Annotated in this window: 19 protein-coding genes; 15 read left to right on the top strand and 4 right to left on the bottom strand. The window is 40.2% G+C overall.

Going from position 1 to position 23230, the window contains the following annotated elements; translation table 11 throughout:
* The first annotated feature begins 16 nt into the window (after positions 1-16).
* Entirely contained in the window at positions 17-1327 is a 1311-nt protein-coding gene (locus CTY48_RS01060; protein ID WP_180272604.1) for an ABC transporter substrate-binding protein, read from the top strand.
* 118 nt (positions 1328-1445) lie between these two features.
* Here the strand turns inward: CTY48_RS01060 and CTY48_RS01065 are convergent, their stop codons facing one another.
* Complete coding sequence (locus CTY48_RS01065) at positions 1446-2549, bottom strand: pyridoxal phosphate-dependent aminotransferase (protein WP_099466667.1); 1104 nt, start codon at positions 2547-2549, stop codon at positions 1446-1448.
* Between the two features lie 139 nt (positions 2550-2688).
* On the opposite strand from CTY48_RS01065, the gene CTY48_RS01070 reads away from it, so the two are divergent.
* The 7 genes from CTY48_RS01070 to purB all read left to right on the top strand — a co-directional run bounded on the left by CTY48_RS01070 (position 2689) and on the right by purB (position 13395).
* On the top strand, positions 2689-6243 hold the full coding sequence (locus CTY48_RS01070; protein WP_143452676.1) for a DUF5717 family protein: 3555 nt from the start codon (positions 2689-2691) through the stop codon (positions 6241-6243).
* 12 nt (positions 6244-6255) lie between these two features.
* Positions 6256-7518 (top strand): DUF5716 family protein, encoded by a 1263-nt coding sequence (locus tag CTY48_RS01075; protein ID WP_099466669.1) that lies wholly within the window; start codon positions 6256-6258, stop codon positions 7516-7518.
* An 18-nt stretch (positions 7519-7536) separates the two neighbouring features.
* Entirely contained in the window at positions 7537-8337 is an 801-nt protein-coding gene (locus CTY48_RS01080; RefSeq protein ID WP_099466670.1) for a tetratricopeptide repeat protein, read from the top strand.
* Between the two features lie 23 nt (positions 8338-8360).
* Complete coding sequence (locus CTY48_RS01085) at positions 8361-9545, top strand: hypothetical protein (protein ID WP_099466671.1); 1185 nt, start codon at positions 8361-8363, stop codon at positions 9543-9545.
* Between the two features lie 193 nt (positions 9546-9738).
* On the top strand, positions 9739-10446 hold the full coding sequence (gene purC / locus CTY48_RS01090) for a phosphoribosylaminoimidazolesuccinocarboxamide synthase (protein ID WP_099466672.1): 708 nt from the start codon (positions 9739-9741) through the stop codon (positions 10444-10446).
* 43 nt (positions 10447-10489) lie between these two features.
* A complete protein-coding gene (gene purF, locus CTY48_RS01095; RefSeq protein WP_099466673.1) occupies positions 10490-11935 on the top strand; it encodes an amidophosphoribosyltransferase in 1446 nt (481 codons plus the stop codon).
* A gap of 29 nt (positions 11936-11964) precedes the next feature.
* Positions 11965-13395 (top strand): adenylosuccinate lyase, encoded by a 1431-nt coding sequence (purB, locus tag CTY48_RS01100; RefSeq protein ID WP_099466674.1) that lies wholly within the window; start codon positions 11965-11967, stop codon positions 13393-13395.
* A gap of 82 nt (positions 13396-13477) precedes the next feature.
* Here the strand turns inward: purB and CTY48_RS01105 are convergent, their stop codons facing one another.
* Entirely contained in the window at positions 13478-15247 is a 1770-nt protein-coding gene (locus CTY48_RS01105) for a methyl-accepting chemotaxis protein (RefSeq protein ID WP_099466675.1), read from the bottom strand.
* A gap of 227 nt (positions 15248-15474) precedes the next feature.
* On the opposite strand from CTY48_RS01105, the gene CTY48_RS01110 reads away from it, so the two are divergent.
* The 3 genes from CTY48_RS01110 to CTY48_RS01120 all read left to right on the top strand — a co-directional run bounded on the left by CTY48_RS01110 (position 15475) and on the right by CTY48_RS01120 (position 18830).
* The gene (locus CTY48_RS01110; protein ID WP_099466676.1) at positions 15475-16359 is read left to right on the top strand and encodes a LysR family transcriptional regulator; all 885 of its coding nucleotides are present in this window, start codon (positions 15475-15477) and stop codon (positions 16357-16359) included.
* Between the two features lie 132 nt (positions 16360-16491).
* The gene (locus tag CTY48_RS01115; RefSeq protein ID WP_099466677.1) at positions 16492-17772 is read left to right on the top strand and encodes an adenylosuccinate synthase; all 1281 of its coding nucleotides are present in this window, start codon (positions 16492-16494) and stop codon (positions 17770-17772) included.
* 413 nt (positions 17773-18185) lie between these two features.
* Positions 18186-18830 (top strand): VTC domain-containing protein, encoded by a 645-nt coding sequence (locus tag CTY48_RS01120; RefSeq protein ID WP_099466678.1) that lies wholly within the window; start codon positions 18186-18188, stop codon positions 18828-18830.
* 150 nt (positions 18831-18980) lie between these two features.
* Here CTY48_RS01120 and CTY48_RS01125 read toward each other — a convergent pair whose 3' ends face one another.
* Entirely contained in the window at positions 18981-19184 is a 204-nt protein-coding gene (locus CTY48_RS01125; RefSeq protein WP_099466679.1) for a hypothetical protein, read from the bottom strand.
* 27 nt (positions 19185-19211) lie between these two features.
* Positions 19212-20846 (bottom strand): ABC-F family ATP-binding cassette domain-containing protein, encoded by a 1635-nt coding sequence (locus CTY48_RS01130; RefSeq protein ID WP_099466735.1) that lies wholly within the window; start codon positions 20844-20846, stop codon positions 19212-19214.
* Positions 20847-21107: 261 nt separating this feature from the next.
* Here CTY48_RS01130 and CTY48_RS01135 point away from each other — a divergent pair, with 261 nt between their 5' ends.
* The 4 genes from CTY48_RS01135 to rpoZ are packed head-to-tail and all read left to right on the top strand — an operon-like array spanning position 21108 to position 23141.
* Complete coding sequence (locus CTY48_RS01135) at positions 21108-21986, top strand: YicC/YloC family endoribonuclease (RefSeq protein ID WP_099466680.1); 879 nt, start codon at positions 21108-21110, stop codon at positions 21984-21986.
* A gap of 21 nt (positions 21987-22007) precedes the next feature.
* Positions 22008-22253, top strand: coding sequence for a DUF370 domain-containing protein (locus CTY48_RS01140; protein WP_099466681.1), 246 nt, complete (start codon positions 22008-22010; stop codon positions 22251-22253).
* A gap of 5 nt (positions 22254-22258) precedes the next feature.
* Positions 22259-22879 carry a guanylate kinase gene (gmk, locus tag CTY48_RS01145; protein WP_099466682.1) on the top strand — a complete coding sequence of 207 codons (621 nt, stop codon included), beginning with the start codon at positions 22259-22261 and terminating at the stop codon, positions 22877-22879.
* Positions 22880-22895: 16 nt separating this feature from the next.
* Complete coding sequence (rpoZ, locus tag CTY48_RS01150) at positions 22896-23141, top strand: DNA-directed RNA polymerase subunit omega (RefSeq protein WP_099466683.1); 246 nt, start codon at positions 22896-22898, stop codon at positions 23139-23141.
* Positions 23142-23230 lie beyond the last annotated feature (89 nt).

Raw genomic sequence — 23230 nt, forward strand, 5'->3', positions numbered from 1 at the left:
GGAGGAAGCAAAGATTATGGGGAAGGGAAGAAGATATGTTATTGCAGCATTAATAATATTAGCTGTGGTTGCGGTACTATTTTTGCGAAATAGAGACAAAACAGTAATCAAAGAACCAGAGATAGCAGAAAATGAAGAAGTCACATTAAGGATTTACGCTCAATATGCGGATGATGAAACAAAATTCCCATATGATTACGCGGTTGAAAAATTAAAAGAAGCTTACCCGAATATAAAATTAGAACTGGATATACAGGCTCAAGATGACGGAGATAAGCTTCAAACTTATGCCGTGACAGGAAACTTGCCTGATATTTATCAGGCCGGCAGACAACAAATTCACTCCTTCAAGACGTCAGGAAATATTATGATATTAAATGATGCGGCTAAAAGTACAGGCTTTCTTGATAAAGTATCAGAAAACGCAGAATCTATCCTATATGATACAGATGGCAATATTTATGCATTTCCTTATGCCGGAAATGAAGTAGTGGTATGGTATTATAACAAAGCCCTTTTTGAAGAGTACAATCTCGAAGTGCCAAAAACATACGAAGAGCTTTTAACCGTAATAAAAGTTTTTAAAGAAAACGGTATTATTCCGATGGCACTTTTTGGAAAGGAAAAGTGGGTTACTACTGCCTTTTATGATATCATTGCTACGAGATTTGAAAGAGAAGGCATAGATAAATTGGACAAGGGGAATGAAAGAATGCTTAGTGACGGGTATGCACAAGCGGCTGAGATTGTATCTCAAATGGCGCATGCAGGCTTATTTAGCGATAATGTTACAAGCATTACATATGATCAGGCATCCGAACTGTTTTATTCGGGAAAGGCAGCGATGATGATAAACGGACAATGGGAGATGGAATCTGCATATAAGGCAATGGGGGAGGATGTAGACTGGATGTATTATCCGTCATATGATTTGGAGTCCTATGAAAGTACAAAAGATGTATGGGTGGGCGGCGGAACAATCGGAGGTTATGCAGTAAATCCGAATTCTCCAAACAGCGAACTCGCAGTGGAAGTGGCTGCCTTTCTGGCAGAAAAATACTGCGAAGCGAAATATATATATCAATCCAACCCTTTTGTGACGCTGGATATTAGTGATAATCCCATTAACCCCTTTAATAATATGACGAAACGATTGCTGGAAGAGACGAAGGAGGCCAGTTATACTCGCTTTACATGGGGACTGTCCAATGCCGATTTTAAGAAAGCAATAGAAGAACAGTCACAGCTATTGCTAATTCCACAATATACGTCAGAAGAATTTATTAATCAGATGAATCAGGTTTTAGATAAACTCACGAGTGATTGAGATTTTGCAACTAAATTGTGCGTGTGACCGTTGGTGATATGCGCACCCACGCGGGGAAAATGTAGGCTGAGCCAAGCGTGCTCAGCCCGAGAATGTGCTAAGGCACATTCTTTTTTTCTTAATCCTGCTCTAAACACGCCAATATACAAGCAATCAATTCATCATTTTTCTCCGGTTCCATAAAACAAAAGCGGAAGAACTTATTGCTCAAAAACGGAAAGGTAGAACAGTCGCGTATCATCAGATTTTTGCGGATAGCAGCATCAAATAAGTCGTGTGAGGTCAAATTTTTTCTCAAAATCTTAACCAGCATAAAATTAGCCGTAGGCTGATAGGCATGTAGGCCCTCTCTTTTGCTGAGAAGAGTATAAATTCTTTCTCTCTCGGAAGAAATTAACTGCTTGGTCTGCTCAATGTATTCTGTATCCGTAAACATAATGCTTCCGGCAACCTCAGCAAGACTGTTGATTGTCCACGGGTTTTTTCTTTTATTAATTTCTTTTATTAAATCCATATTGCCGCTTATGGCATAGCCTAGTCTAAGACCCGGTGCCGCAAAAAACTTGGATATTCCCCTTAAAATAATCAGGTTATTGTAATAAAGGGTGAGAGGAACACATTCGATTTCCTCCATATTATCGGCAAATTCTACATAGGTCTCATCAATCATCACAAAGATATCATGCTGCTTACAGTGATCTAGAATCAACCTCATCTGTTCGTTTGTGACAGAGGTAGAGGTTGGATTGTTCGGATTACAAATTACGAGCAGGTCAATTCCTTCATGAAGATGGGTTAAAAAGTCGCCCACATTGATTTTGAAGCCTTCCTCTTCTTTTAACGGATAATAGAGGGAGGTTCCGCCTCCGAGTGAAATCTCACGCTCATATTCCGAGTAGGTAGGTCCGAGGATAAGCGCCTTTTGAGGATGCTTTATCTGAATAAATAGGGATATCAGCTCAGTCGAGCCATTTCCTACAATAATCTGTGAATAGTCGCAGCCTGCATAAGCGGCGATGCATTTTCGAAGGGAGGTGTATTCCCTGTCTGGGTAAGACGTGATGGCATCAATCTTATCGGATAAAGTCTTTCTCAATAGAGGAGAAACACCGAGCGGATTTACATTTGCGCTAAAGCTTGTAATGTTTTCTTTTTTTATTCCGTAGGCAGCCTCAATTGCCTCTAAATCGCTGCCGTGAAAATGGTCGGAATGTCGTATCATAAAAACTCCTTTCTGACGAAACCGTAAAATAAGTCGGATATTGCACGAAGTATAGTTATAGTGTTATAATGAATATTATATCTATTTTGCTGCAAAAATCAATAAACAATAAAGAGGGACTAAAAAGTGGGTGAGTAATTTGCGTGAAAGAGTAGAGGAACTGGGACGAGGAAATTTTAAACTAAATATACCGGAAATAGAGCTGTCTACGCCGTTGATTGAGATTAATATCAACAAGGATGAGTGTTTTGAAGGGCACTTTTCCTTAAAGAGCCTAAATACTGGTAAAATGAAGGGCATGATATATACCTCTACGGACCGTATGAAATGTATGAATTCGCAGTTTATAGGGACGGAAGCAAAAATTTTGTTTCGATTTCATGCAAAGGGACTTTGCGAGGGAAAAACGGTAAAAGGAAGATTTTATATTATAAGTAACGGGGGTGAATTTAGACTACCTTTCGTTGTGAATATCAATCAGCAGGAGATTACCTCCTCGATGGGGCGAATCAGCAACTTATTTCATTTTACCAATCTGGCGGCGACTAACTGGCAGGAGGCGTTTGAGGTATTTAAAATGCCGGAGTTTACGTCGGTATTTATTAATAACGATAAGAGATACGAGAACTTATATCAGGCACTTACCTCGGGAGAACAGGTCACGGAGCAGTGTATGGAGGAGTTCTTAATCGGCATTCATAAGAAAAGTCCGATTTCTCTTCAGATGAATGAGACAAATAAGAGCGTATATGGTTTAAAGACTGATGAAAAGGAAGCAATATTGCTCACAAAAAATACATGGGGCTATATTGACAGCAAGGTCACGACAGACTGTGACTTTATTGAATTGGCAAAAGGTTCAATCAAGACAGAGAACTTTATCGGAAATAATTATTCTTTGGAGTACATTATCCGAAAGGATAAGCTTCATGCCGGCAAAAATTGCGGAAGAATTAAAATAAGCAATATCAATAAAGAAAGTGTCTATGAGATTACTGTTTTTTCAGAGGAGAAGGAAGAGGAAAGCCGCAGACGCCAGAATAGCAAGGAGAGGAAAGAAAGCATATTTGAGCTGTGTAAGCTCTATATTTCCTATCGTTGCAGGAGAACGAATACCAATCCATGGGTTAAGGAGTGTATGGGATATGTCAATACCTTGCTTGCACTAGAGCCGGACAATAAGGAATATATCCTGCTTCGTGCACATCTCTTTACGTTGCAGAAAAAGAGCCATGAAGCTCATGAGCTGGTGAAGGACTTTGAGAAGAATAAAAAAGAGTTCAGAGAGGACAGCAGGCTTTATGCGTATTATCTCTATCTGACGACCTACTGGACGAAGGATATAAAATACACCAAAAAGGTTACAGATGAGATAAGAGGAATATATCATAAGCAGAAGGATTGGCGGATATTGTGGGTACTGCTTTATCTGGACAGCGCATTGTTGGGAGATTCAGCGCGTAAGCTTGCAATGATGGAAGAACAGTATAACCATCGCGGCGGTAGTCCGATTATGTATGTTGAGGCATATCGGATTATAAAGGCGGATGTCTTTCCTTTGCAAAAGCTCGGGAAATTTGAGCTTCAGGTACTTTTCTGGGCAGTGAAAAACAAGGTGCTTTCGAAAGAGGTTACCTTACAGACGGTTGAGCTCGCGGCTAAAGTAAAGGAGTTCAATCCCCTTCTTCTTCACATATTGATTTACGGATATGGGCAGTATCACGACAAGACGATATTGAGCGCGATTTGCAGACTTTTGATACAGGGCAACCGAACGGATACAAAATATTTCAAGTGGTATAGTCTTGGAGTGGAGCAGGATGTTCGGATTACAAGACTGTTTGAGTACTATATGTACTCAATTCCGATGGATTACAAGGAAAACATTCCAAAATCGGTTCTGATGTATTTTGATTATTATAATAATCTGGATTATAAAAAAAGTGCACTGCTCTATGAAAAGGTTATCAAGCAGAGAGACATTTACCCAGAATTATTCCAAAATTACAGGCGGCACATTGAGGAGTTTATGATGGAGCAGCTTATGGCGAAGCGCAACAGTGAAAAGCTTGCGTTTATTTATGATGCAATGCTTTCGCTCAACAGCATTACGCCGGAACTTGCAGGCGCCATAGCAGAGATTATATTTGGCTGTGAGCTGGAGTGCAAAAATTCTAAAATAAAAAGTGTATCAGTCATACATAAGCATTTAAAAAAGGAAAAAATATATCCGATTACCGAGCAAAAGGCGTATATTCAACTGTACACGAAAGATTATGCGGTTTCCTTCTTGGATGGTGAAGGGAATCGTTATCAGTCGTCTGTGGACTATGAAATAAAATATTTGATGGATGAAGCATTTTACATTAAGAAATGCTTTGATTTTGATGTGAAAAATAAAAATGTCAGATTAAACGTGAGCCAGAATTTGATTTCCGGTAGTCTGATTCAGGAAGAGCATTTGGAGCTTTTGGAGGAGATACTTCAGGAAAAAGAGGTAAAGGAAGAATATAAAGCATTCCTTCGAGGAGTAGTGATTAATTATTGCTATGAGCACGACGAGGACAGTCTCGAAAAGCATATTATCAATATGGAATGGGGTAAGGTGGAGTGTCTGCATCGAACGAAGGCAATCGAATATCTCATTATGAAAGGTGTGTATGAGCAAGCTTACGAGGGGATTTCCCAGTATGGTCATGAGGACATTTCAGTCAAACAGCTTATCAAGCTGACAAGCAGGCTGATTTTTGAACGAGATTACGAAAAGGATGAACTTCTGCTTTCTATGGCGGATAGTGTGTTCAAGGAGAAAAAATATGACGAGATTATTTTGAGATATCTCATTTTATATTTTAACGGCACACTTGGCGAGATGAGAAATATCTGGGCGGCTGCAAACAAATTTGATGTGGATGCTTATGAGCTTTCAGAGCGCATTATTTTACAGATATTGTTTACGAATGAATATCTGGAAGAGATTGATGATATTTTTGATTACTATTACAGTAAGGGACCAAAGACCCAGATCGCACAAGCTTTCTTAACTTACTATGCCTATTTGTTTTTTGTTTCCGACAGAAGGGTCGGGAAAAAGACTTTTGAGTATATCAAACGCGAACAGTATATAGAGGGAATGTTAAATGATACATGCAGGCTGGCAATGCTGAAATACTATGCAAGGTGCCTTTCCTTGACCGGTGAGGAAAAAGAGTATGTAAAATCTACATTGCAGGAATTCATAAGCCGCAAGATGTATTTTAAATTTTACGAAGAATTTGGAGAAGAAATGCTGGCTCCGTATTGCTATGCGGGAAAATGTCTGGTGGAGCACAAGACAGATATGGATCATCCTGTTTTTATCCATTATATTCAAGAGGATATGGCTGGTAACGGACAATATAAGGTGGAAAAGATGCAGCAGAGTTATCCGGGTATTCACCACAAGCTGTTCACTGTTTTTTACGGTGAGAAGATTCAGTATTATATCACTGAGGAGAGTGACTCGAAGGAGCTTGTAAGAAGCGACACCATAGTGAAAAGCGAAATGAATCTGAATAATTCCTGCAGCCGTTATAATATGCTGAATGATATGTCAGTGGCAATCGAGATGAATGATGATGCCACATTGTTAGAGCTTATGAATAAGTATGCGGTGAACAGTCAGGCAGCCGCATTGCTGTTTAAAAGTATGTAGGAGGAACGCAAGGTGGATAGTAAGGATGTTACACAAAATAAATTGATGATAGGATATGACTTATGCAATGACTATTCACAGATTAGTTTTTTTAACCATGCCCAGGGAGAGCCAAAGACAATCAGTATCACTGCGGGGCAGGAAAAATTTCAGATTCCGACTCTTCTTTTGCGAAACAAAGAGCTTGACAAGTGGTATTTTGGCGAGGAGGCAGTAAAGCGGGCAGCAAAAAAAGAAGGTATCCTCATCACCGATATTTTGAAAAAATGCAGTGAGGCAGAACCGGTTGTAATTGAGGAAGAGCAATTTTCTCCGTCATTTTTACTGGAGCTGTTTATCCGAAGAACGCTTGGCTTTCTCACCTATGAAGGAATTCCACAAAAGGTGCCGGACTGTATTGTGTTTACGGTGGAGATGGTGGATGAAAATCTGGTCAAGGCAATCAAAGAGAGCGCTTCTGCTATAGGAGTCCGTGCGGAGGATGTTTATGTACAGGACCATGAGGAGAGTTTTGCCAGCTATACGATTCACCAAAAGAGCGAGCTTTGGAACTACAATGTCATTTTGCTGGAATATATAAAAGATAACTTGGAGGCATTTAATTTAAAAATAAACACAAAAACAACACCAACCACTGCTACAATAAGCAGGGAGAATTTTGGCAGGATAGAAAGCGAGCTGGATGACCAAGAAAAGGACGGGTACGTCAAGGGACTGCTAAAGCAATATTTCGGCGGAAATCAGGTTTCCTGTGTGTTTTTATGCGGAGAAGGCTTTGAAGGAGAGTGGGCAAAGGAGACCCTTCGCTTTTTATGCCTTGGAAGGCGTGTTTTTCAAGGGAAAAACCTGTACACGAAGGGTGCCTGTTATCGAGCGGCGGCAAAAATTATGGCTGCCAGAGAAGAATATGTGTTTCTCGGTGATAATAAGCTGAAATATAACATCGGGCTGGACGTTTTTTACCGGGGAGAGAAGCAGTATTACCCTCTTATAAGTGCAGATGAAAATTGGTATGATTCCACGAAAAGATGTGAGCTTTTGCTGGAGGATGAGGAATGTATTGAGCTGAAGCTGACGCCCATTGACCACAACGATACACGAACTGTGATTGTCAATCTTCATGATTTGCCGAAGAGACCGAATAAGACGGTCCGGCTTTTACTTAAGATAAAATTTAAATCTGCTAATGCGGGAGTGATTACGGTATCTGATTTAGGCTTTGGTGAGTTTTATGAGTCCTCAGGAAAAGTGTGGAAGCACAAAATATTTTTATAGACAGAAAGAAGGGGCAAAATGGGCAGGATTATATTATGTCATGAAAAAAAAGCGGAAAAACCATATTTCATTGCCAGTATGAATCTTAATTTATATACCTTGGAGGAGCTGTGCTATTTTCTGTATGATAATATCTATTGGATGGATGAAGCTATCATAAATGACGAGCTGATAGAATGGATTGAGACACAACTGCAGCTAAAAGAGCTTGGGGAGGAGCTTAGGAATAACCTTGGTAATATCAACAGCTTTGTGATGGCTGTTTTGCGATATGTAGGCTACATAACAGAGGAAGACGAGGAAGAGACGGGGAAACGTCTGTCCCAGTATGAACACCAAAGTGATTTGGAAAAGATGATGGAGCGTGCCTCACATTTTCTGGAGAGCAAGCTGTTTATGGAAGCAATTTTGGAATACAAGAAACTGGAGGCGAGAGAGGATAATCCCCATATGGAAAAGGTATATAATAATATGGGAGTTGCCTATGCTAATCTCTTCCTATATAAAGAGGCGGCAAACTATTTTAAGCGGGCATATGAGCAAAAGCCTGATGAGGAAAGTTATAAGAACCTTTCCTATGCGGCAGCCATGATGAACGAGGAAGAAAGAAAAGATTTTCAGGCACTACTTCAGGGAAATTACAGAGAGGTGTTTTTGGCAGATATGGAAAGTGCGGCGACAAGCGAGGAAAATGATAAGCTTGTCAAGCTGAACACCGTCATTCGATATAAAAATGAAAATCATGTGGCAGAGTATTACAAAGGCTTGGAACATCTGCTCAACGAATGGAAGAAAGAATATAGAAATTATACGGGCTGATGAACGTCACCAAGGAGGATAAAATGGGGCTATTTGATGGTTTGAAAAAGAAAAATAAGACACAGCGTGAGAAGCTTATCGCGGATGTAGAAAATGATTTAAAGGAAAAAAATCTAAATCTCGAGGAGATTAATGTAAACAATAAAGAGCAGCGAGATCAGTACGTTCAATATAGCTGTGATCAGATTAAAGTAGCGGCAAGGGAGCTGGCTGATGCAAAACAGGAATACAATCTGGTTACCACCTATCTAAGTGATATGCAGCAGATTGATAAGCTGCCAGAGAACAACAAGGCTGAGGTTATGGATTTGGCTCGTGAAATTGTGGGCTTAAACAAGGAGAGAAAGAGCTACCAGTCAGCCTCCTCTAAGATTACAGATTTGCAGTACTCTCAGATTGAGTTGAATGAGGATGACATCCCGAAGGTTCTGGCGGATTTGGACGCCAGGGAGAAGGAACAAAACCTCATTAAAACGGATTTGGGGTATCTGGAAGGTGAAAAAACCTCCCTTGTTTTTATGAGAAAGGATACCGTGAGAAGCCTGAAAAATATGAAGGCGTTGGCGGTCATAACATTGTTTACACTGATTATCACCCTTTTGATGCTGTTTATACTGAACAATCTGTTCAATATGAATATATCCCTTGGATTTAGTGTTGCGGTGCTGGCGGGTGCGGTGGCATCAACGGCAATTTTTATAAAAATCAGATACAGTATTGTGGAGCTGAGAAAATATGAGTTGAAAATTAACCGTGCCATCGGGCTTTTGAACAGCACCAAGATAAGATATGTAAATTCTACAAACGCATTGGATTCCATTTATGACAAATATAATGTGGGAAGCGCAAGAGAGCTTGCCTTTTTATGGGAGCAGTATTTGAGTGCGAAAGCAGAGAGTCAAAGATATAAGATGAATACTTCTGATTTGGACTACCACAACAGACAGCTTACCAATATTTTGACGCGCTATAAGATTAATACCCCGTCCTTCTGGGTACACCATGCATTGGCGCTCGTTGACAATATTGAGATGATTGAGACAAGGCATAACTTGATTGTAAGACGCCAGAACCTCCGAAAGAGAGTGGAATATAATACAGAGATTATCAAAAAAGTGAAAAATGATATCACGAAGATTGCTGCCGATAATCCTGAATATATGGATGAAATCGTTTCTGTAATTAAGCCGGTAGAGGATATTGAATAAAGGTTACGATTAGCACAAGTTATAAGTATTGCTTAATAATTCTAATAACATATAATCCCCATTAATAAAGATATCATATTGCTTTTGAAAATGCATTATATTATAATGCTAGATGAGAGCATAATCTCATTTTAAAACAGGTAAACTTAACAATAATGAAATTGATATTCCAAGAAGGACAGGTGGCGGACCAATGAAAAAATTAGAAATGCTTTACGAAGGAAAGGCAAAAAGAGTTTATTCAACCGATGTGGAAGATGTGGTTATCGTTGATTACAAGGATGATGCAACAGCATTTAACGGCTTGAAAAAAGGAACGATTACAGGTAAAGGTGTAGTAAACAACAAAATGACCAATCATCTTTTTGCTTTATTAGAAAAGGAAGGCATTCCGACTCATTTGGTAGAGGAATTAAGCGACCGGGAAACTGCGGTAAAGAAGGTGGAGATTGTTCCCCTTGAGGTAATCGTGAGAAACGTTGCGGCAGGCAGCTTTTCCAAGAAGCTTGGCATTGAAGAGGGAAGAAAACTGCTCTCCCCTACCTTGGAATTCAGCTATAAAAATGACGACCTCGGCGATCCGTTTATCAACGACTATTATGCGTTGGCACTCGGACTTGCAACGCAGGAGGAAATTGACACAATCACAGAGCTTGTATTTAAGGTAAACAGCTTTTTATGTAAATATTTTGAAGAACATAAGATGAAACTGATTGATTTCAAAGTGGAATTTGGAAGATACAAGGGACAGATTGTCCTTGCCGATGAAATTTCACCGGATACATGTAGATTATGGGATTTAGACACAAATGAGAAATTGGACAAGGATCGTTTCAGAAGAGATATGGGCAATGTGGAAGATGCCTATCAGGAAGTGTTTAAACGCCTTGGCATCCAGTAATGAGTGATACAGGCTAACCACTACATGTTAGAAAGGAAATTCAATGAGTAATAATATGCATGAGCAGTATGATATAACAGACGAACTGCATGAGGAGTGTGGCGTCTTTGGAATGTATGATTTTGACGGAAATGATGTTACCTCCAGTATCTATTATGGCTTGTTTGCCTTGCAACATAGAGGGCAGGAAAGCTGCGGTATTGCAGTGAGTGAGACGAGCGGTCCGAAGGGAAAGGTAAGCTCGATTAAAGGCATGGGTCTGGTAAATGAGGTGTTTACCCTGGAGAGTCTGGATACCATGAAGGGTGATATCGGTGTGGGACATGTTCGTTACTCCACAGCAGGCAGCAGTACGAGAGAGAATGCGCAGCCATTGGTACTCAACTATGTAAAGGGTACGCTTGCATTGGCGCATAACGGAAACTTGATTAATGCACCCCAGCTTAGACATGAGCTAGAGTATACCGGAGCCATTTTCCAGACGACGATTGATTCCGAGGTAATCGCTTATCATATCGCAAGAGAGCGTCTGAATACAAAATCTGTTGAGGATGCGGTTGTCCGCGCTATGAGAAAAATCCAGGGTGCGTATTCACTCGTAGTTATGAGTCCGAGAAAATTAATCGGAGCAAGAGACCCATACGGCTTTAAGCCTCTGTGTATCGGAAAGAGAGATAATGCCTATATCATTACTTCCGAGACATGCGCACTTGAGACTGTGGATGCAGAGTTTATAAGAGATGTATTGCCGGGAGAGGTTGTGACAATCACACCGGAAGGAATTTTCTCTGACACAAGCATGTGCAAGCCAAAGGAAAAAGAAGGAAGATGCATTTTTGAATATATATATTTTGCAAGACCCGACAGCCACATTGACGGAGTGAGCGTATATCAATCCAGAATTTTGGCAGGAAAGTATCTGGCAATGGATTCGCCTGTGGAGGCTGATTTGGTAGTCGGTGTTCCTGAGTCAGGAAATGCGGCAGCGCTTGGCTATTCTTTACAGTCGGGTATTCCATACGGAACTGCCTTTATAAAGAATGGTTATGTAGGCAGAACCTTTATTAAACCAAAGCAGAGTAATCGTGAATCCAGCGTAAGAATTAAGCTGAATGTTTTGGCAGAGGCGGTAAAGGGAAAGAGAGTTGTCATGATAGATGACTCCATCGTGCGCGGAACGACAAGCGACCGTATTGTCGGAATGCTCAAGGAAGCCGGCGCGAAGGAAGTTCATGTCAGAATAAGTTCCCCGCCGTTTTTATATCCTTGCTATTTCGGAACGGATATTCCAAGCAGGGAGCAATTGATTGCTTACAACAGATCAGTGGACGATATCAAAAAGGTAATCGGGGCGGACAGTCTTGCTTATTTGGAGCTAAATCGTCTTGGTGAGATGGTAGACCAGCTTCCGCATTGTACCGGCTGCTTTACCGGCAAATATCCGATGGAGCCTCCGACGGAGGATATCCGCGGAGAATATCAGGCTTAATGTTGTAAAATACCAAAAGGAGAAAAAGTATGACAGATAAATATCAAAGTCCGTTGTCGGAGAGATATGCAAGCAAAGAGATGCAGTATATATTTTCGCCGGATATGAAGTTTCGCACATGGAGAAGATTGTGGATTGCACTGGCAGAGACAGAGAAGGAATTAGGGCTTAACATAACCGAGGAGCAGATTGAGGAGTTAAAGGCACATAAGGACGATATCAATTATGACGTGGCAAAGGAAAGAGAAGCCTTAGTTCGACATGACGTTATGTCACATGTGTATGCTTACGGTGTACAGTGCCCGAAAGCAAAAGGAATCATCCACTTGGGTGCAACCTCTTGCTATGTTGGCGACAATACAGATATCATTGTGATGGCGGAGGCATTAAAGCTTGTAAAGACAAAACTTGTCAACGTAATCGCACAGCTTGCTTCTTTTGCCGACGAGTACAAGGCAATGCCGACGCTTGCTTTTACCCATTTTCAGCCGGCACAGCCGACCACAGTGGGAAAGAGAGCAACTCTTTGGCTTCAGGAATTTATGATGGATTTAGAGGATTTGGACTATGTTCTGGAAAGCCTAAAGCTGCTTGGCTCTAAGGGAACGACGGGTACGCAGGCAAGCTTTTTGGAACTGTTTGACGGCGACCATGAGACGATTGAGAAAATTGACGGAATGATAGCAAAGAAGCTTGGCTTTGAGGAATGCTATGCAGTGTCCGGTCAGACATATTCTCGTAAGGTGGATACAAGAGTACTCAATATTTTAGCAGGAATCGCTGCCAGCGCTCATAAGATGTCAAACGACATCCGTTTGTTACAGCACTTAAAGGAAATAGAAGAGCCGTTTGAAAAAAATCAGATAGGTTCCTCTGCGATGGCATATAAGAGAAACCCGATGAGAAGTGAAAGAATTGCTTCCCTCTCTCGTTACGTTATGGTGGATGCTTTAAATCCTGCAATTACCTCTGCGACACAGTGGTTTGAGAGAACACTTGACGATTCAGCAAACAAGAGACTGAGTATTCCGGAAGGTTTTCTGGCAATCGATGGAATCTTGGACCTCTGCTTAAACGTGGTGGACGGCTTGGTCGTTTATCCGAAGGTTATCGAGAAGCGTCTTCGTTCCGAACTTCCGTTTATGGCAACCGAAAATATTATGATGGATGCAGTAAAAGCGGGAGGCGACAGACAGGAGCTTCACGAGAGAATCAGAGAGCTGTCGATGGAGGCAGGAAAGAATGTCAAGGTAAACGGGCTGGAAAACAATCTGCTGGAATTAATTGCGAATGACCCGGCATTTAACATGAGCCTTGAGGATTTGGAGAAGTCAATGGATCCGTCAAAATACACGGGACGTTCCAAAGAACAGGTGGATACCTTCCTGAAAAACGTCGTAAATCCAGTGTTAAAGGCGAATGAAGAACTGCTTGGATTGAAGGCGGAGATTAACGTTTAATAGGAATTTGGGAGAAGGTTCCTATCATATAAAAAAAGAATGGACACACATCACATTTGTGTGTCCATTCTTTTTAGATTTATTATTTATCAAAAACTATCTCATTTGCAATTTGCTCTCTGTTAATACGGAACTGTTTTGTATTGGCAGCGAGCTCCTCAGAAAGTGTAACAATATCATCCGTGGCAACGGTGCAATCCATAACAATTTTACTGAGTTCAATCATGGAAGCAGATGTTTCTTCTGTGCTGGCAGCATTTTCCTGTGCAATAGCGGCAAGGTTTTCCACGCTGGCGAGTACATTCTCTTTCATGTCGGCAAGATGGTCAATCTCAGAGGTTATTTTATCGATAGCGGAGCCAACCTCTGTAATCTCGTCATTTAGGGAGGAGAACATTTCTCTTGTATTGTCAATCTTTTCATTCTGTTCCACAATAATCGTGGCAACGTCATTCATTGTACTTACGCTTGTATTAGAGTTCGTGATTAAGGTATCTACAATCGTTGCAATCTTGTTAGCGGATTCTCTAGATTGGTCTGCCAGAACCCTGATTTCTTCAGCAACAACAGCAAATCCTCGGCCGTGTTCCCCGGCTCTTGCAGCTTCAATGCTGGCATTTAAAGAGAGCAGGTTTGTCTGGCTTGCAATATCCGCAATCAAATCGGTAGCCGCCTGAATCTCAAGTGCAGATGCGTTGGTCACATTTGTCTGCTCATGGACAATGTCGACAGACTGTTTTGTTTTCTGACTGATTTGCAACAAGGAAGAGAGTGTCTCGTTGGCGGAGTTGTTAAGCTCTGCTACTTTCCTTGAACTGGCAGCCAAAATTTCTACATTTGAATAGGTGAGGTCAATCGCTTTTCCGATATTTACAACCTCATTGTTCGCATTCTGAGTCTCATTTGCCTGAGAGGTAGCTCCGTTTGCGATTTCATCGACAGCGGTATTGATATTATCAATTGAATCGCTGATGGAAGCAAAAGAATCCTTGAATCTCTGAGAAAAATCAGCTAAAGATTCTGAGCTGGTCAGTATGTTATGTAAGATACCGGTAAATGATTGTATCATAGTCTGTACCGAGCGTGCAATGTCGCCGACTTCATCGGTACGGTTAATAAGTTTATTTTGTACGTCCACATCAAGCTCGCCCTTTGCAACCTTGTCCACCTGACCTACAACACCTCCGATTGCCTTTGCGATAAGTCTTATAAAGAATGCGCATAGCAGCAAGGACAGAATTAAAATAATAACAACAAGAATAAGATTTTGTGTAACGCTTGACTCTATTGCGCTAATTGCAGTAGTTCTCGGAATACCTGAGAAAAGCATACCGATAATCTGATTTGAGCTTGAATAGAGCGGAATATAGTATCCACAATAAGCTGTGTTATTTACTGTAATATTTGTGGTAAAATAGGTTTCACCATTTTCCAGTACTGCCTTTACTACCTTCGGATCTGCTGTTGTTCCGATATTTCGGGTTCCGTCGGCACTCTTTACACTGGTTGCAACGCGCGTATCACCGATAAAAATGGTTGTATCGACATTTGTGTTTGTCTTAAATGTATCCATATCGGTTAAAACACTGGTGATATCGGTGGTACCTTTGTAAAGAATATTGTTTGTGTAAGAAACATCACCGTCTCCATAGGAAGAAAGAATAGAATCTAAATGGTAAACACCTGTATTTAGCTCATTCTTTATCAACTGATTGGAAAGACTGGTCATTTTGGTAGTGCTTGACACAATCAAGACTACGGATTGCAGCACAAGAGGAAATACAATAATCAGCAACATTTTGGCGATGAGTTTGATTCCCTTACGCTGATTTTGCGTGACTTTTTCGTTCATAACATTAGCTCCTTCTAGCACTTTGATTCTGTGATACTTAGTGCACTATAATACGTGATTATATCAATATTCGACAAAACATTCAATTAAAATTGTATAAAATTAAATTTGTTTAGTAGTATACTTGGAATATTATGAATGGCATGGTTGAACTGTAACATTCATTCCGATTGAAAAAAATGGTCAGTTATGCAATAATGAAGGAAAGAAGGGGGAAGTACACGGATATGGATATTAATTTAGATTATTATAAAATATTTTACTATGTGGGACGATTTCAAAGTATCTCAAAGGCAGCAGAGCAGCTTTCAATCTCACAGCCGGCAGTCAGTCAGTCCGTCAAGCAATTAGAGCAGATGTTAAATGTGGCGCTTTTTGTGAGAACGGCGAAGGGGGTAAGATTTACATCAGAGGGTGAGGTTCTCTTTTCCTACATTAAAAGAGGGTATGAAACGATTGTTTTAGGGGAAAATAAGGTGAAAGAAATGCAGAACCTTCAATATGGGGAAATTCGCATCGGTGCCAGTGATATGACGCTTAAATTTTATTTACTTCCTATTTTAGAGAGATTTCATGAGCTGTATCCCAAGATTAAAGTGACCGTGACCAATGCGCCTACCCCCGAAACGCTAAACTTTTTGCAGGATGGAAGAATTGACTTTGGCGTCGTGAGCTCTCCGTTTTCCGCCAAAAACGGAATTTTGGTAAAAGAGGTAAAGGAGATTAAGGACAGTTTTGTGGCAGGTTCCAAATTTGATTATTTAAAGGACAAGGTGTTGGACTACAAGGAGCTGGAGAAGCTTCCGATTATCTGTCTGGAGGGAATTACAAGTACCAGAACCTATGTAGATTCCTATCTGGCGGGGAAAAATGTGGTTTTAAGCCCGGAATTTGAGCTTGCGACAAGTGAAATGATTGTACAGTTTGCTCTTCGAAACTTAGGCGTTGCAAGTGTGGTACAAGATTTTGCTGTAAAATATATAAAAAGCGGTGAGCTGATTGAATTGAAATTTAAGGAAGAGCTTCCTGCCAGAAACTTTTGTCTTGTGATGGCAGAAAACAATCCGCTTTCCTCCGCGGCACAGAAGTTTATGGACATGGTAGAGATATAATTACAGGTTATATATAATATAAAAGATATTGATTTTACTTATGGTGAAAAATGTAGTATACTAGGGAAGTGTGAGAGCGAAAGAACTCTTATATACGCAGTGATAGAAAAGAAACCGACAGGAGGATTCAGTATGGTTAAAGCAGTAGTTGGAGCAAATTGGGGAGACGAGGGCAAAGGTAAGATTACCGATATGCTTGCAAAGGAAACTGATATTATCGTAAGATTTCAGGGAGGAGCAAATGCAGGTCATACAATCGTAAATGACTATGGTAAATTTGCATTGCACACACTTCCGTCAGGAGTATTTTATGAGCATACAACAAGTGTAATCGGAAACGGTGTGGCACTCAATATACCGCTGTTGTTCAAGGAAATCCAAGGCATTGTAGAGCGAGGCGTTCCGGCACCTACGATACTTGTATCTGACCGTGCACAAATTGTAATGCCATATCACATCCTCTTTGATCAATATGAAGAAGAGAGACTGGGCGGAAAATCCTTTGGCTCAACAAAATCAGGAATTGCGCCGTTTTATTCTGATAAATATGCAAAGATCGGTTTCCAGGTAAGCGAATTGTTTGACGAGGAAGCGTTAAAAGAAAAGCTCGAGCAGGTTTGTGAAACGAAGAACATTATGTTGGAGCATTTGTATCACAAACCGGCATTGGATACGAAAGAATTATTTGATGAGTTAATGAAATATAAAGAGATGGTAGCACCTTATGTATGCGATGTTTCCTTATATTTATGGAATGCAATAAAAGAAGGAAAAAATATTTTGTTAGAAGGACAGCTAGGCTCCTTGAAGGACCCGGATCACGGAATATATCCGATGGTTACCTCCTCCTCCACATTGGCAGCGTACGGGGCAATCGGAGCAGGCATCCCTCCGTATGAGATTAAAGAGGTTGTCACAGTATGCAAGGCATATTCCAGTGCAGTCGGCGCAGGTGCTTTTGTCAGCGAAATATTTGGCGACGAGGCAGATGAACTTAGAAAACGCGGCGGTGACGGCGGCGAGTACGGTGCAACAACAGGGCGTCCAAGACGTATGGGATGGTTTGATGTGGTGGCTTCCAAGTATGGCTGTAGAATTCAAGGAACGACGGATGTAGCATTTACCGTAGTGGACGTATTGGGCTACTTGGATGAAATTCCGGTGTGTACAGCTTATGAGATTGACGGCAAGGTGACAACGGAATTCCCGACAACAGGGCTTCTTGAGAAGGCAAAACCGGTTATCGAAGTACTTCCGGGCTGGAAAACCGATATCCGCGGTATCAAAAAGTATGAAGATTTACCGGAGAATTGCAGAAAATATATTGAGTTTATCGAAGAAAAAATCGGTTTCCCGATTACGCTTGTATCAAACGGACCGGGAAGAGACGACATTATTTATAGAAATAAATAATAGGAATGAATCAAAATAAAATCACCTGCCAAACGGCGGGTGATTTTACTGTGTCAGGGGTATTATCACAAACCTTTCAGGAATTTTAATAAAATCGTCAAAAGTTGGACACGAAGTTTTCATATATTTTGCTTATAATAAAAACTAAGATATGAAGAAAAATATAAAAAATAGACAATATTGGAATAAATGGTGGAAGACTTGAATAAAATGTATCTTGTCGGAAGATATTTTCAGAGATGACATAAGGTTACGATTCACTGGGCAGTATCCCGCGAAGTCAAAATTGTGTTTATACAATTTTGCGAGGGCAGCAAGCGCCAAATCACATTTTAGGTGATTTGTGTGCATCATGTTGCGGTGAACACCGCAGGTGTAAACAGTAACACGATAAGTATGAATGGAGGCAATTTATGAAGTATACCATGTATAATGAAGAAAACAATGTGATACAATACGATGAATATGATGCAATACGAGAAAAAATACAGGAAAAATATAAGCAGGAGGGAATAGAAACAGTAGTACGGAAAGTAAAATTTGTGGAAAATAAATATAAGACTTATCCCGCACAGGACATAGAGAATAAACCGTCTTTTAGTTTGTGTATGAGAATGGATGAAAATCGAACCTATTATTTAGAAAAGAAGAGCAGACAAAACGGTGTTACATATAAATCCTTTGTCAATCTCGAAAAAGAGGAATGTGAAAAGATATTAGCGCAGGACATCGAATGGATGAAGGATAATAAAAAGGCATTATTGAATGAGTTTTATTTATACCTGACGATTAATCACCTAAAGACAGCGACGGTTATGGAATACAAAAGAGTTGTGTATGATAAGCCTGGAAAGTTTTGTGTGGTATTTAACGAAGAGGTAAAAAGAGCGGTAGACCAATCCGCAAGTCTCTTAGATGAGGCAATCCAGATGTTTGACTGCTTAAGCTGTGATAAGGTTATCATGAGCTATAAGAAGATAATCAAAATTCCGCGTGCATTGAATAATATATTAAATATTTCAAACGAACCATCCTATGAGTTAGCATTTTCATTATAAGGGTAAAGAAAAAGCCGGACGGCTCTTTTAAAAAGAGCTGACCGGCTTTTTATTATAATAAAATATTACGGGCACCTCGCAGGGAGGAAGTTGTTGCTTCGCAACCTGCTTGGGCGCGAAGTGTGAGCAACGCTCACACTTTTTTATATTCTACCGCCTATTTTTCAAATATTTATAAACAAGAAGATAGGCATATAACAAAACAGGAACAACAACGGTAGAGTAGAGTGCGGCTTTAAACCAGCTCGCAGCATTTGGTGAATCGAGTAAGGCAAAAATAAACGTTGCCACATAAAGTCCCACTAAAATAACAATACCGATTATTGCTAAAACTTGTTTTACTTTTTTATTCATAGGATATCCTCATACTGTGGGGTTAAATTAATCCTCTTCCTCTGTGTCAGCGGTGTAAACCTGGCGCTTTCTTGCCATCTCATCGCTCTCTAAGTATTCATCATATGTTGTGATCTTATCTAACAGCTTTCCACCCGGAAGAATTTCCATAATACGGTTGGCAGTTGTCTGCACAAACTGGTGATCATGTGAAGCGAAGAGCAGTACGCCCGGGAATTTAATCAAACCATTGTTGAGTGCTGTGATTGATTCCATATCAAGATGGTTCGTAGGCTCGTCAAGCACTAAGGCATTGGCGCCGGAAATCATCATCTTAGATAAAAGACAGCGAACCTTCTCACCACCGGAAAGTACCTTTACTTTCTTAACACCGTCATCTCCGGCAAATAACATTCTGCCGAGGAAGCCGCGGACATAAGTAACATCCTTTTCCTCAGAAAACTGTGTCAGCCAGTCTACGATGGTAAGGTCATTGTCAAATTCAGCGGTGTTATCCTTCGGGAAGTAGGAACTTGTCACGGTGATACCCCATTTGTAAGTTCCCTCGTCTGGTTCCAGCTCTCCGGCTAATATTTTAAATAAAGTAGTCTTTGCAAGTTCATTTCCGCCGACAAAGGCAATTTTATCCTCACGATTTACGATAAAGGAAATGTCATCAAGCACCTTCACACCGTCTATTGTCTTGGATAACTTTTCAACAGTAAGAACTTCGTTGCCGATTTCTCTTGAAGGTCTGAAATCAATATATGGATATTTTCTGCTGGACGGTCTAATATCGTCAAGCTCAATTTTTTCAAGTGCTTTCTTTCTGGAGGTAGCCTGCTTTGATTTGGAAGCATTGGCACTAAAGCGTGAAATAAAGTCTTGTAATTCCTTTATCTTTTCTTCCTTCTTCTTGTTGGCTTCTTTCATCTGCTTTACAATCAACTGGCTGGATTCATACCAGAAATCATAGTTGCCTGCATAGAGCTGGATTTTTGCATAATCAATGTCCGCTGTATGCGTACAAACCTTATTCAGGAAATAACGATCATGCGATACAACGATTACTGTATTTTCAAAGTTAATAAGGAATTCTTCTAACCAGCCAATCGCGTCCAAATCTAAATGGTTCGTAGGCTCATCGAGTAACAGGATATCAGGATTTCCAAATAACGCTTGCGCAAGCAGCACCTTCACTTTTTCACTACCATTTAAATCCTTCATTAATTTGTAGTGAAGGTCGGTAGCAATACCAAGTCCGTTTAATAAGGTGGCAGCGTCGGATTCAGCTTCCCAGCCGTTCATCGTTGCAAATTCGCCTTCCAGCTCACTTGCCTTGATACCATCCTCCTCGGTGAAATCTTCTTTTGCGTAAATCTCATCTTTTTCCTTCATAATTTCATATAAGCGGGCATTTCCCATAATGACAGTATCAAGTACCGAATACTCATCATATTTAAAGTGATCCTGCTGAAGGAAGGACAATCTCTGTCCTGAAGTGATAACAATATCACCTTGTGTCGGCTCAATCTGACCGGACATGATTTTCAAAAATGTTGATTTACCGGCACCGTTTGCACCGATTAAACCATAGCAATTTCCTTCGGTAAATTTAATATTTACGTCTTCAAATAAAGCCTTTTTTCCAATTCTTAATGTAACATTATTTGCACTAATCATCTTGTAAACCTTTCTTAACATACATATTTAAACAAGATAAAGCAGCAAGCAGCTTCTCTTGTCGTGAATCAAACTTTCCATACCTATTTTACAGTAAAATAAGTATTTTGCAAGTGTTTCTAAAAATTTCTTTACAGAAATTAAAAACTATCGCATTTGTAATATTGACGCATACCTTCAAATGAATTATAATGATTTGATAAGTTGTGATAATTAGTACAAATATGCACTGAAACAAATAAATTTAAAGAGAGTGATAACATGATAAAAAGCATGACTGGCTTTGGAAGATGTGAGGAAGCAGACGGCGAGAAAAGACTGACTGTGGAAATGAAGGCTGTTAATCACAGATATCTGGATATCAATATGCGAATGCCAAAGAAACTGAATATTTTTGAAGCAGGAATTCGCAATCTTCTGAAAAGCTATATTCAAAGAGGAAAAGTGGATATTTTTTTCACCTATGAGGACTTGTCTGAGAATAAAATATCCTTGAAGTATAATCAGGACGTGGCATCGGAGTATTTAAAGTACATAAAGCAGATGTCCGAGGAGTTTGAGATAAACGGTGATATCAGTGCGGCAGCACTGTCCAGATATCCGGAAGTTTTGGTGATGGAGGAGCAGACCGCCGATGAGGAGGAGCTTTGGAAGCTCATTGAAAAAACGGTATCGGGAGCAGCACAGAATCTTGTTGATGCAAGAATCCTGGAGGGTGAAAATCTGAAAAATGATTTGCTGGATAAACTCGAGGGAATGCTTGAGGACGTAGATTATATAGAAGAACGTTTTCCAGATATCATTGCAGATTACAGAAAAAAACTGGAAGAGCGTGTGACTGAATTGCTGGGCAATACCGAAATCGAGGAGAGCAGAATTGCCACGGAGGTTGTCTTATTTACAGACAAAATGTGCGTGGACGAAGAGCTTGTAAGATTGAAAAGTCATATTTCAAATACAAAAGACACTCTGAAAGCAGGCGGAAACATGGGCAGAAAGCTTGATTTTGTTGCACAGGAAATGAATCGTGAGGCAAATACCATTCTTTCCAAGGCAAATGATTTAGAGGTTACAAACCGGGCAATTAATTTAAAGACGGAAATTGAAAAAATCAGGGAACAGATACAAAATATTGAATAATATTTAGCGAGGAGATTTCACTTGGCTGGTTTAATTAATATTGGATTTGGGAATGTTGTAAATACAAGTAAAATAGTGGCAGTAATCAATCCGGAGGCAGCGCCGATTAAGCGTATGGTACAAAATGCCAAGGATAAGGGGACTGCCGTGGACGCGACGCAGGGAAGAAGAACCCGCTCCGTCATTATAATGGAAAATGAACAAATTATTCTGTCGGCATTACAGCCCGAGACAATCGCCGGCAGGTATAATAGTGATGAAAGGTGACAGGAATGAACAAGAAAGGTATCCTAATAGTTATATCAGGATTTTCGGGTGCTGGTAAAGGGACTATTGTAAAAGGCTTGATGAGCCGATATAGTAATTATGCGTTATCAATTTCCGCGACAACGAGAAACCCAAGAGAGGGCGAGCGGGAAGGAATGGAATACTTTTTTCGCTCGAGGGAAGAATTTTTAAAAATGATAGAAGAAAATCAACTGATTGAGTATGCAGAATATGTTGGTAACTTCTATGGGACGCCGAAGGAGTATGTTGACAGCCAGCTTGAACAGGGAAAAGATGTGATTTTGGAAATTGAGATACAGGGTGCCTTAAAAGTAAGGGAGAAATTCCCGGATACGCTTCTGCTTTTTGTAACACCGCCAGGCATGGATGAATTAAAAGCTCGCTTGGAGGGCAGAGGAACGGAAGACTGCAAGACGATTGAATGCCGGTTGAAAAGAGCAATTTTAGAGGCAGAGGGTATTGAGCAGTATGATTATTTGGTTATCAATGACGTTTTAGATGAATGCATTGCAAGAACTCACCATATTATACAGGGAGAACATTGCAGGGTATCTAGAAATATTAGCAACATCGAAAAAATAAGAGAAGAATTAAAACGGTTTTGAAAGGAGATTTTTTAATATGTTACATCCATCGTACACAGACTTGATGAAAGTAGTAAACAGTGAGGTAGAAGCAGGTGAGCAGCCTGTTGTAAACAGCAGATATTCTATCGTTTTGGCAACCTCAAAAAGAGCAAGACAGATTATTGGGGAGAGAGATGCAATGGCTACTGAAAATGGCAAGAAGCCTTTGTCTATCGCAGTAGAGGAATTAAACAGCGGTTTGGTTAAAATTGTTGGAGACGAAGAGACAGAAGAAGAGTAGGTTTTAAGCATATAAGATATAGAAATTTGTTTAGAAAAAGTTAAAAAAGTTTAAATATCTTGTAAACAAATATAGAATTTGGTATAATA

Origin of the sequence: Konateibacter massiliensis (genome assembly GCF_900184995.1) — a bacterium.
GTDB lineage: Bacteria > Bacillota > Clostridia > Lachnospirales > Lachnospiraceae > Lachnotalea > Lachnotalea massiliensis.

What these genes read in the sequence shown, in the direction of transcription:
- CTY48_RS01060 (WP_180272604.1), top strand. Translation starts at nt 17, where the DNA reads ATGGGGAAGGGAAGAAGATATGTTATTGCAGCATTAATAATATTAGCT.
- CTY48_RS01065 (WP_099466667.1), bottom strand. Translation starts at nt 2,549, where the DNA reads ATGATACGACATTCCGACCATTTTCACGGCAGCGATTTAGAGGCAATT.
- CTY48_RS01080 (WP_099466670.1), top strand. Translation starts at nt 7,537, where the DNA reads ATGGGCAGGATTATATTATGTCATGAAAAAAAAGCGGAAAAACCATAT.
- CTY48_RS01085 (WP_099466671.1), top strand. Translation starts at nt 8,361, where the DNA reads ATGGGGCTATTTGATGGTTTGAAAAAGAAAAATAAGACACAGCGTGAG.
- purC (WP_099466672.1), top strand. Translation starts at nt 9,739, where the DNA reads ATGAAAAAATTAGAAATGCTTTACGAAGGAAAGGCAAAAAGAGTTTAT.
- purF (WP_099466673.1), top strand. Translation starts at nt 10,490, where the DNA reads ATGAGTAATAATATGCATGAGCAGTATGATATAACAGACGAACTGCAT.
- purB (WP_099466674.1), top strand. Translation starts at nt 11,965, where the DNA reads ATGACAGATAAATATCAAAGTCCGTTGTCGGAGAGATATGCAAGCAAA.
- CTY48_RS01105 (WP_099466675.1), bottom strand. Translation starts at nt 15,247, where the DNA reads ATGAACGAAAAAGTCACGCAAAATCAGCGTAAGGGAATCAAACTCATC.
- CTY48_RS01110 (WP_099466676.1), top strand. Translation starts at nt 15,475, where the DNA reads ATGGATATTAATTTAGATTATTATAAAATATTTTACTATGTGGGACGA.
- CTY48_RS01115 (WP_099466677.1), top strand. Translation starts at nt 16,492, where the DNA reads ATGGTTAAAGCAGTAGTTGGAGCAAATTGGGGAGACGAGGGCAAAGGT.
- CTY48_RS01120 (WP_099466678.1), top strand. Translation starts at nt 18,186, where the DNA reads ATGAAGTATACCATGTATAATGAAGAAAACAATGTGATACAATACGAT.
- CTY48_RS01125 (WP_099466679.1), bottom strand. Translation starts at nt 19,184, where the DNA reads ATGAATAAAAAAGTAAAACAAGTTTTAGCAATAATCGGTATTGTTATT.
- CTY48_RS01130 (WP_099466735.1), bottom strand. Translation starts at nt 20,846, where the DNA reads ATGATTAGTGCAAATAATGTTACATTAAGAATTGGAAAAAAGGCTTTA.
- CTY48_RS01135 (WP_099466680.1), top strand. Translation starts at nt 21,108, where the DNA reads ATGATAAAAAGCATGACTGGCTTTGGAAGATGTGAGGAAGCAGACGGC.
- gmk (WP_099466682.1), top strand. Translation starts at nt 22,259, where the DNA reads ATGAACAAGAAAGGTATCCTAATAGTTATATCAGGATTTTCGGGTGCT.
- rpoZ (WP_099466683.1), top strand. Translation starts at nt 22,896, where the DNA reads ATGTTACATCCATCGTACACAGACTTGATGAAAGTAGTAAACAGTGAG.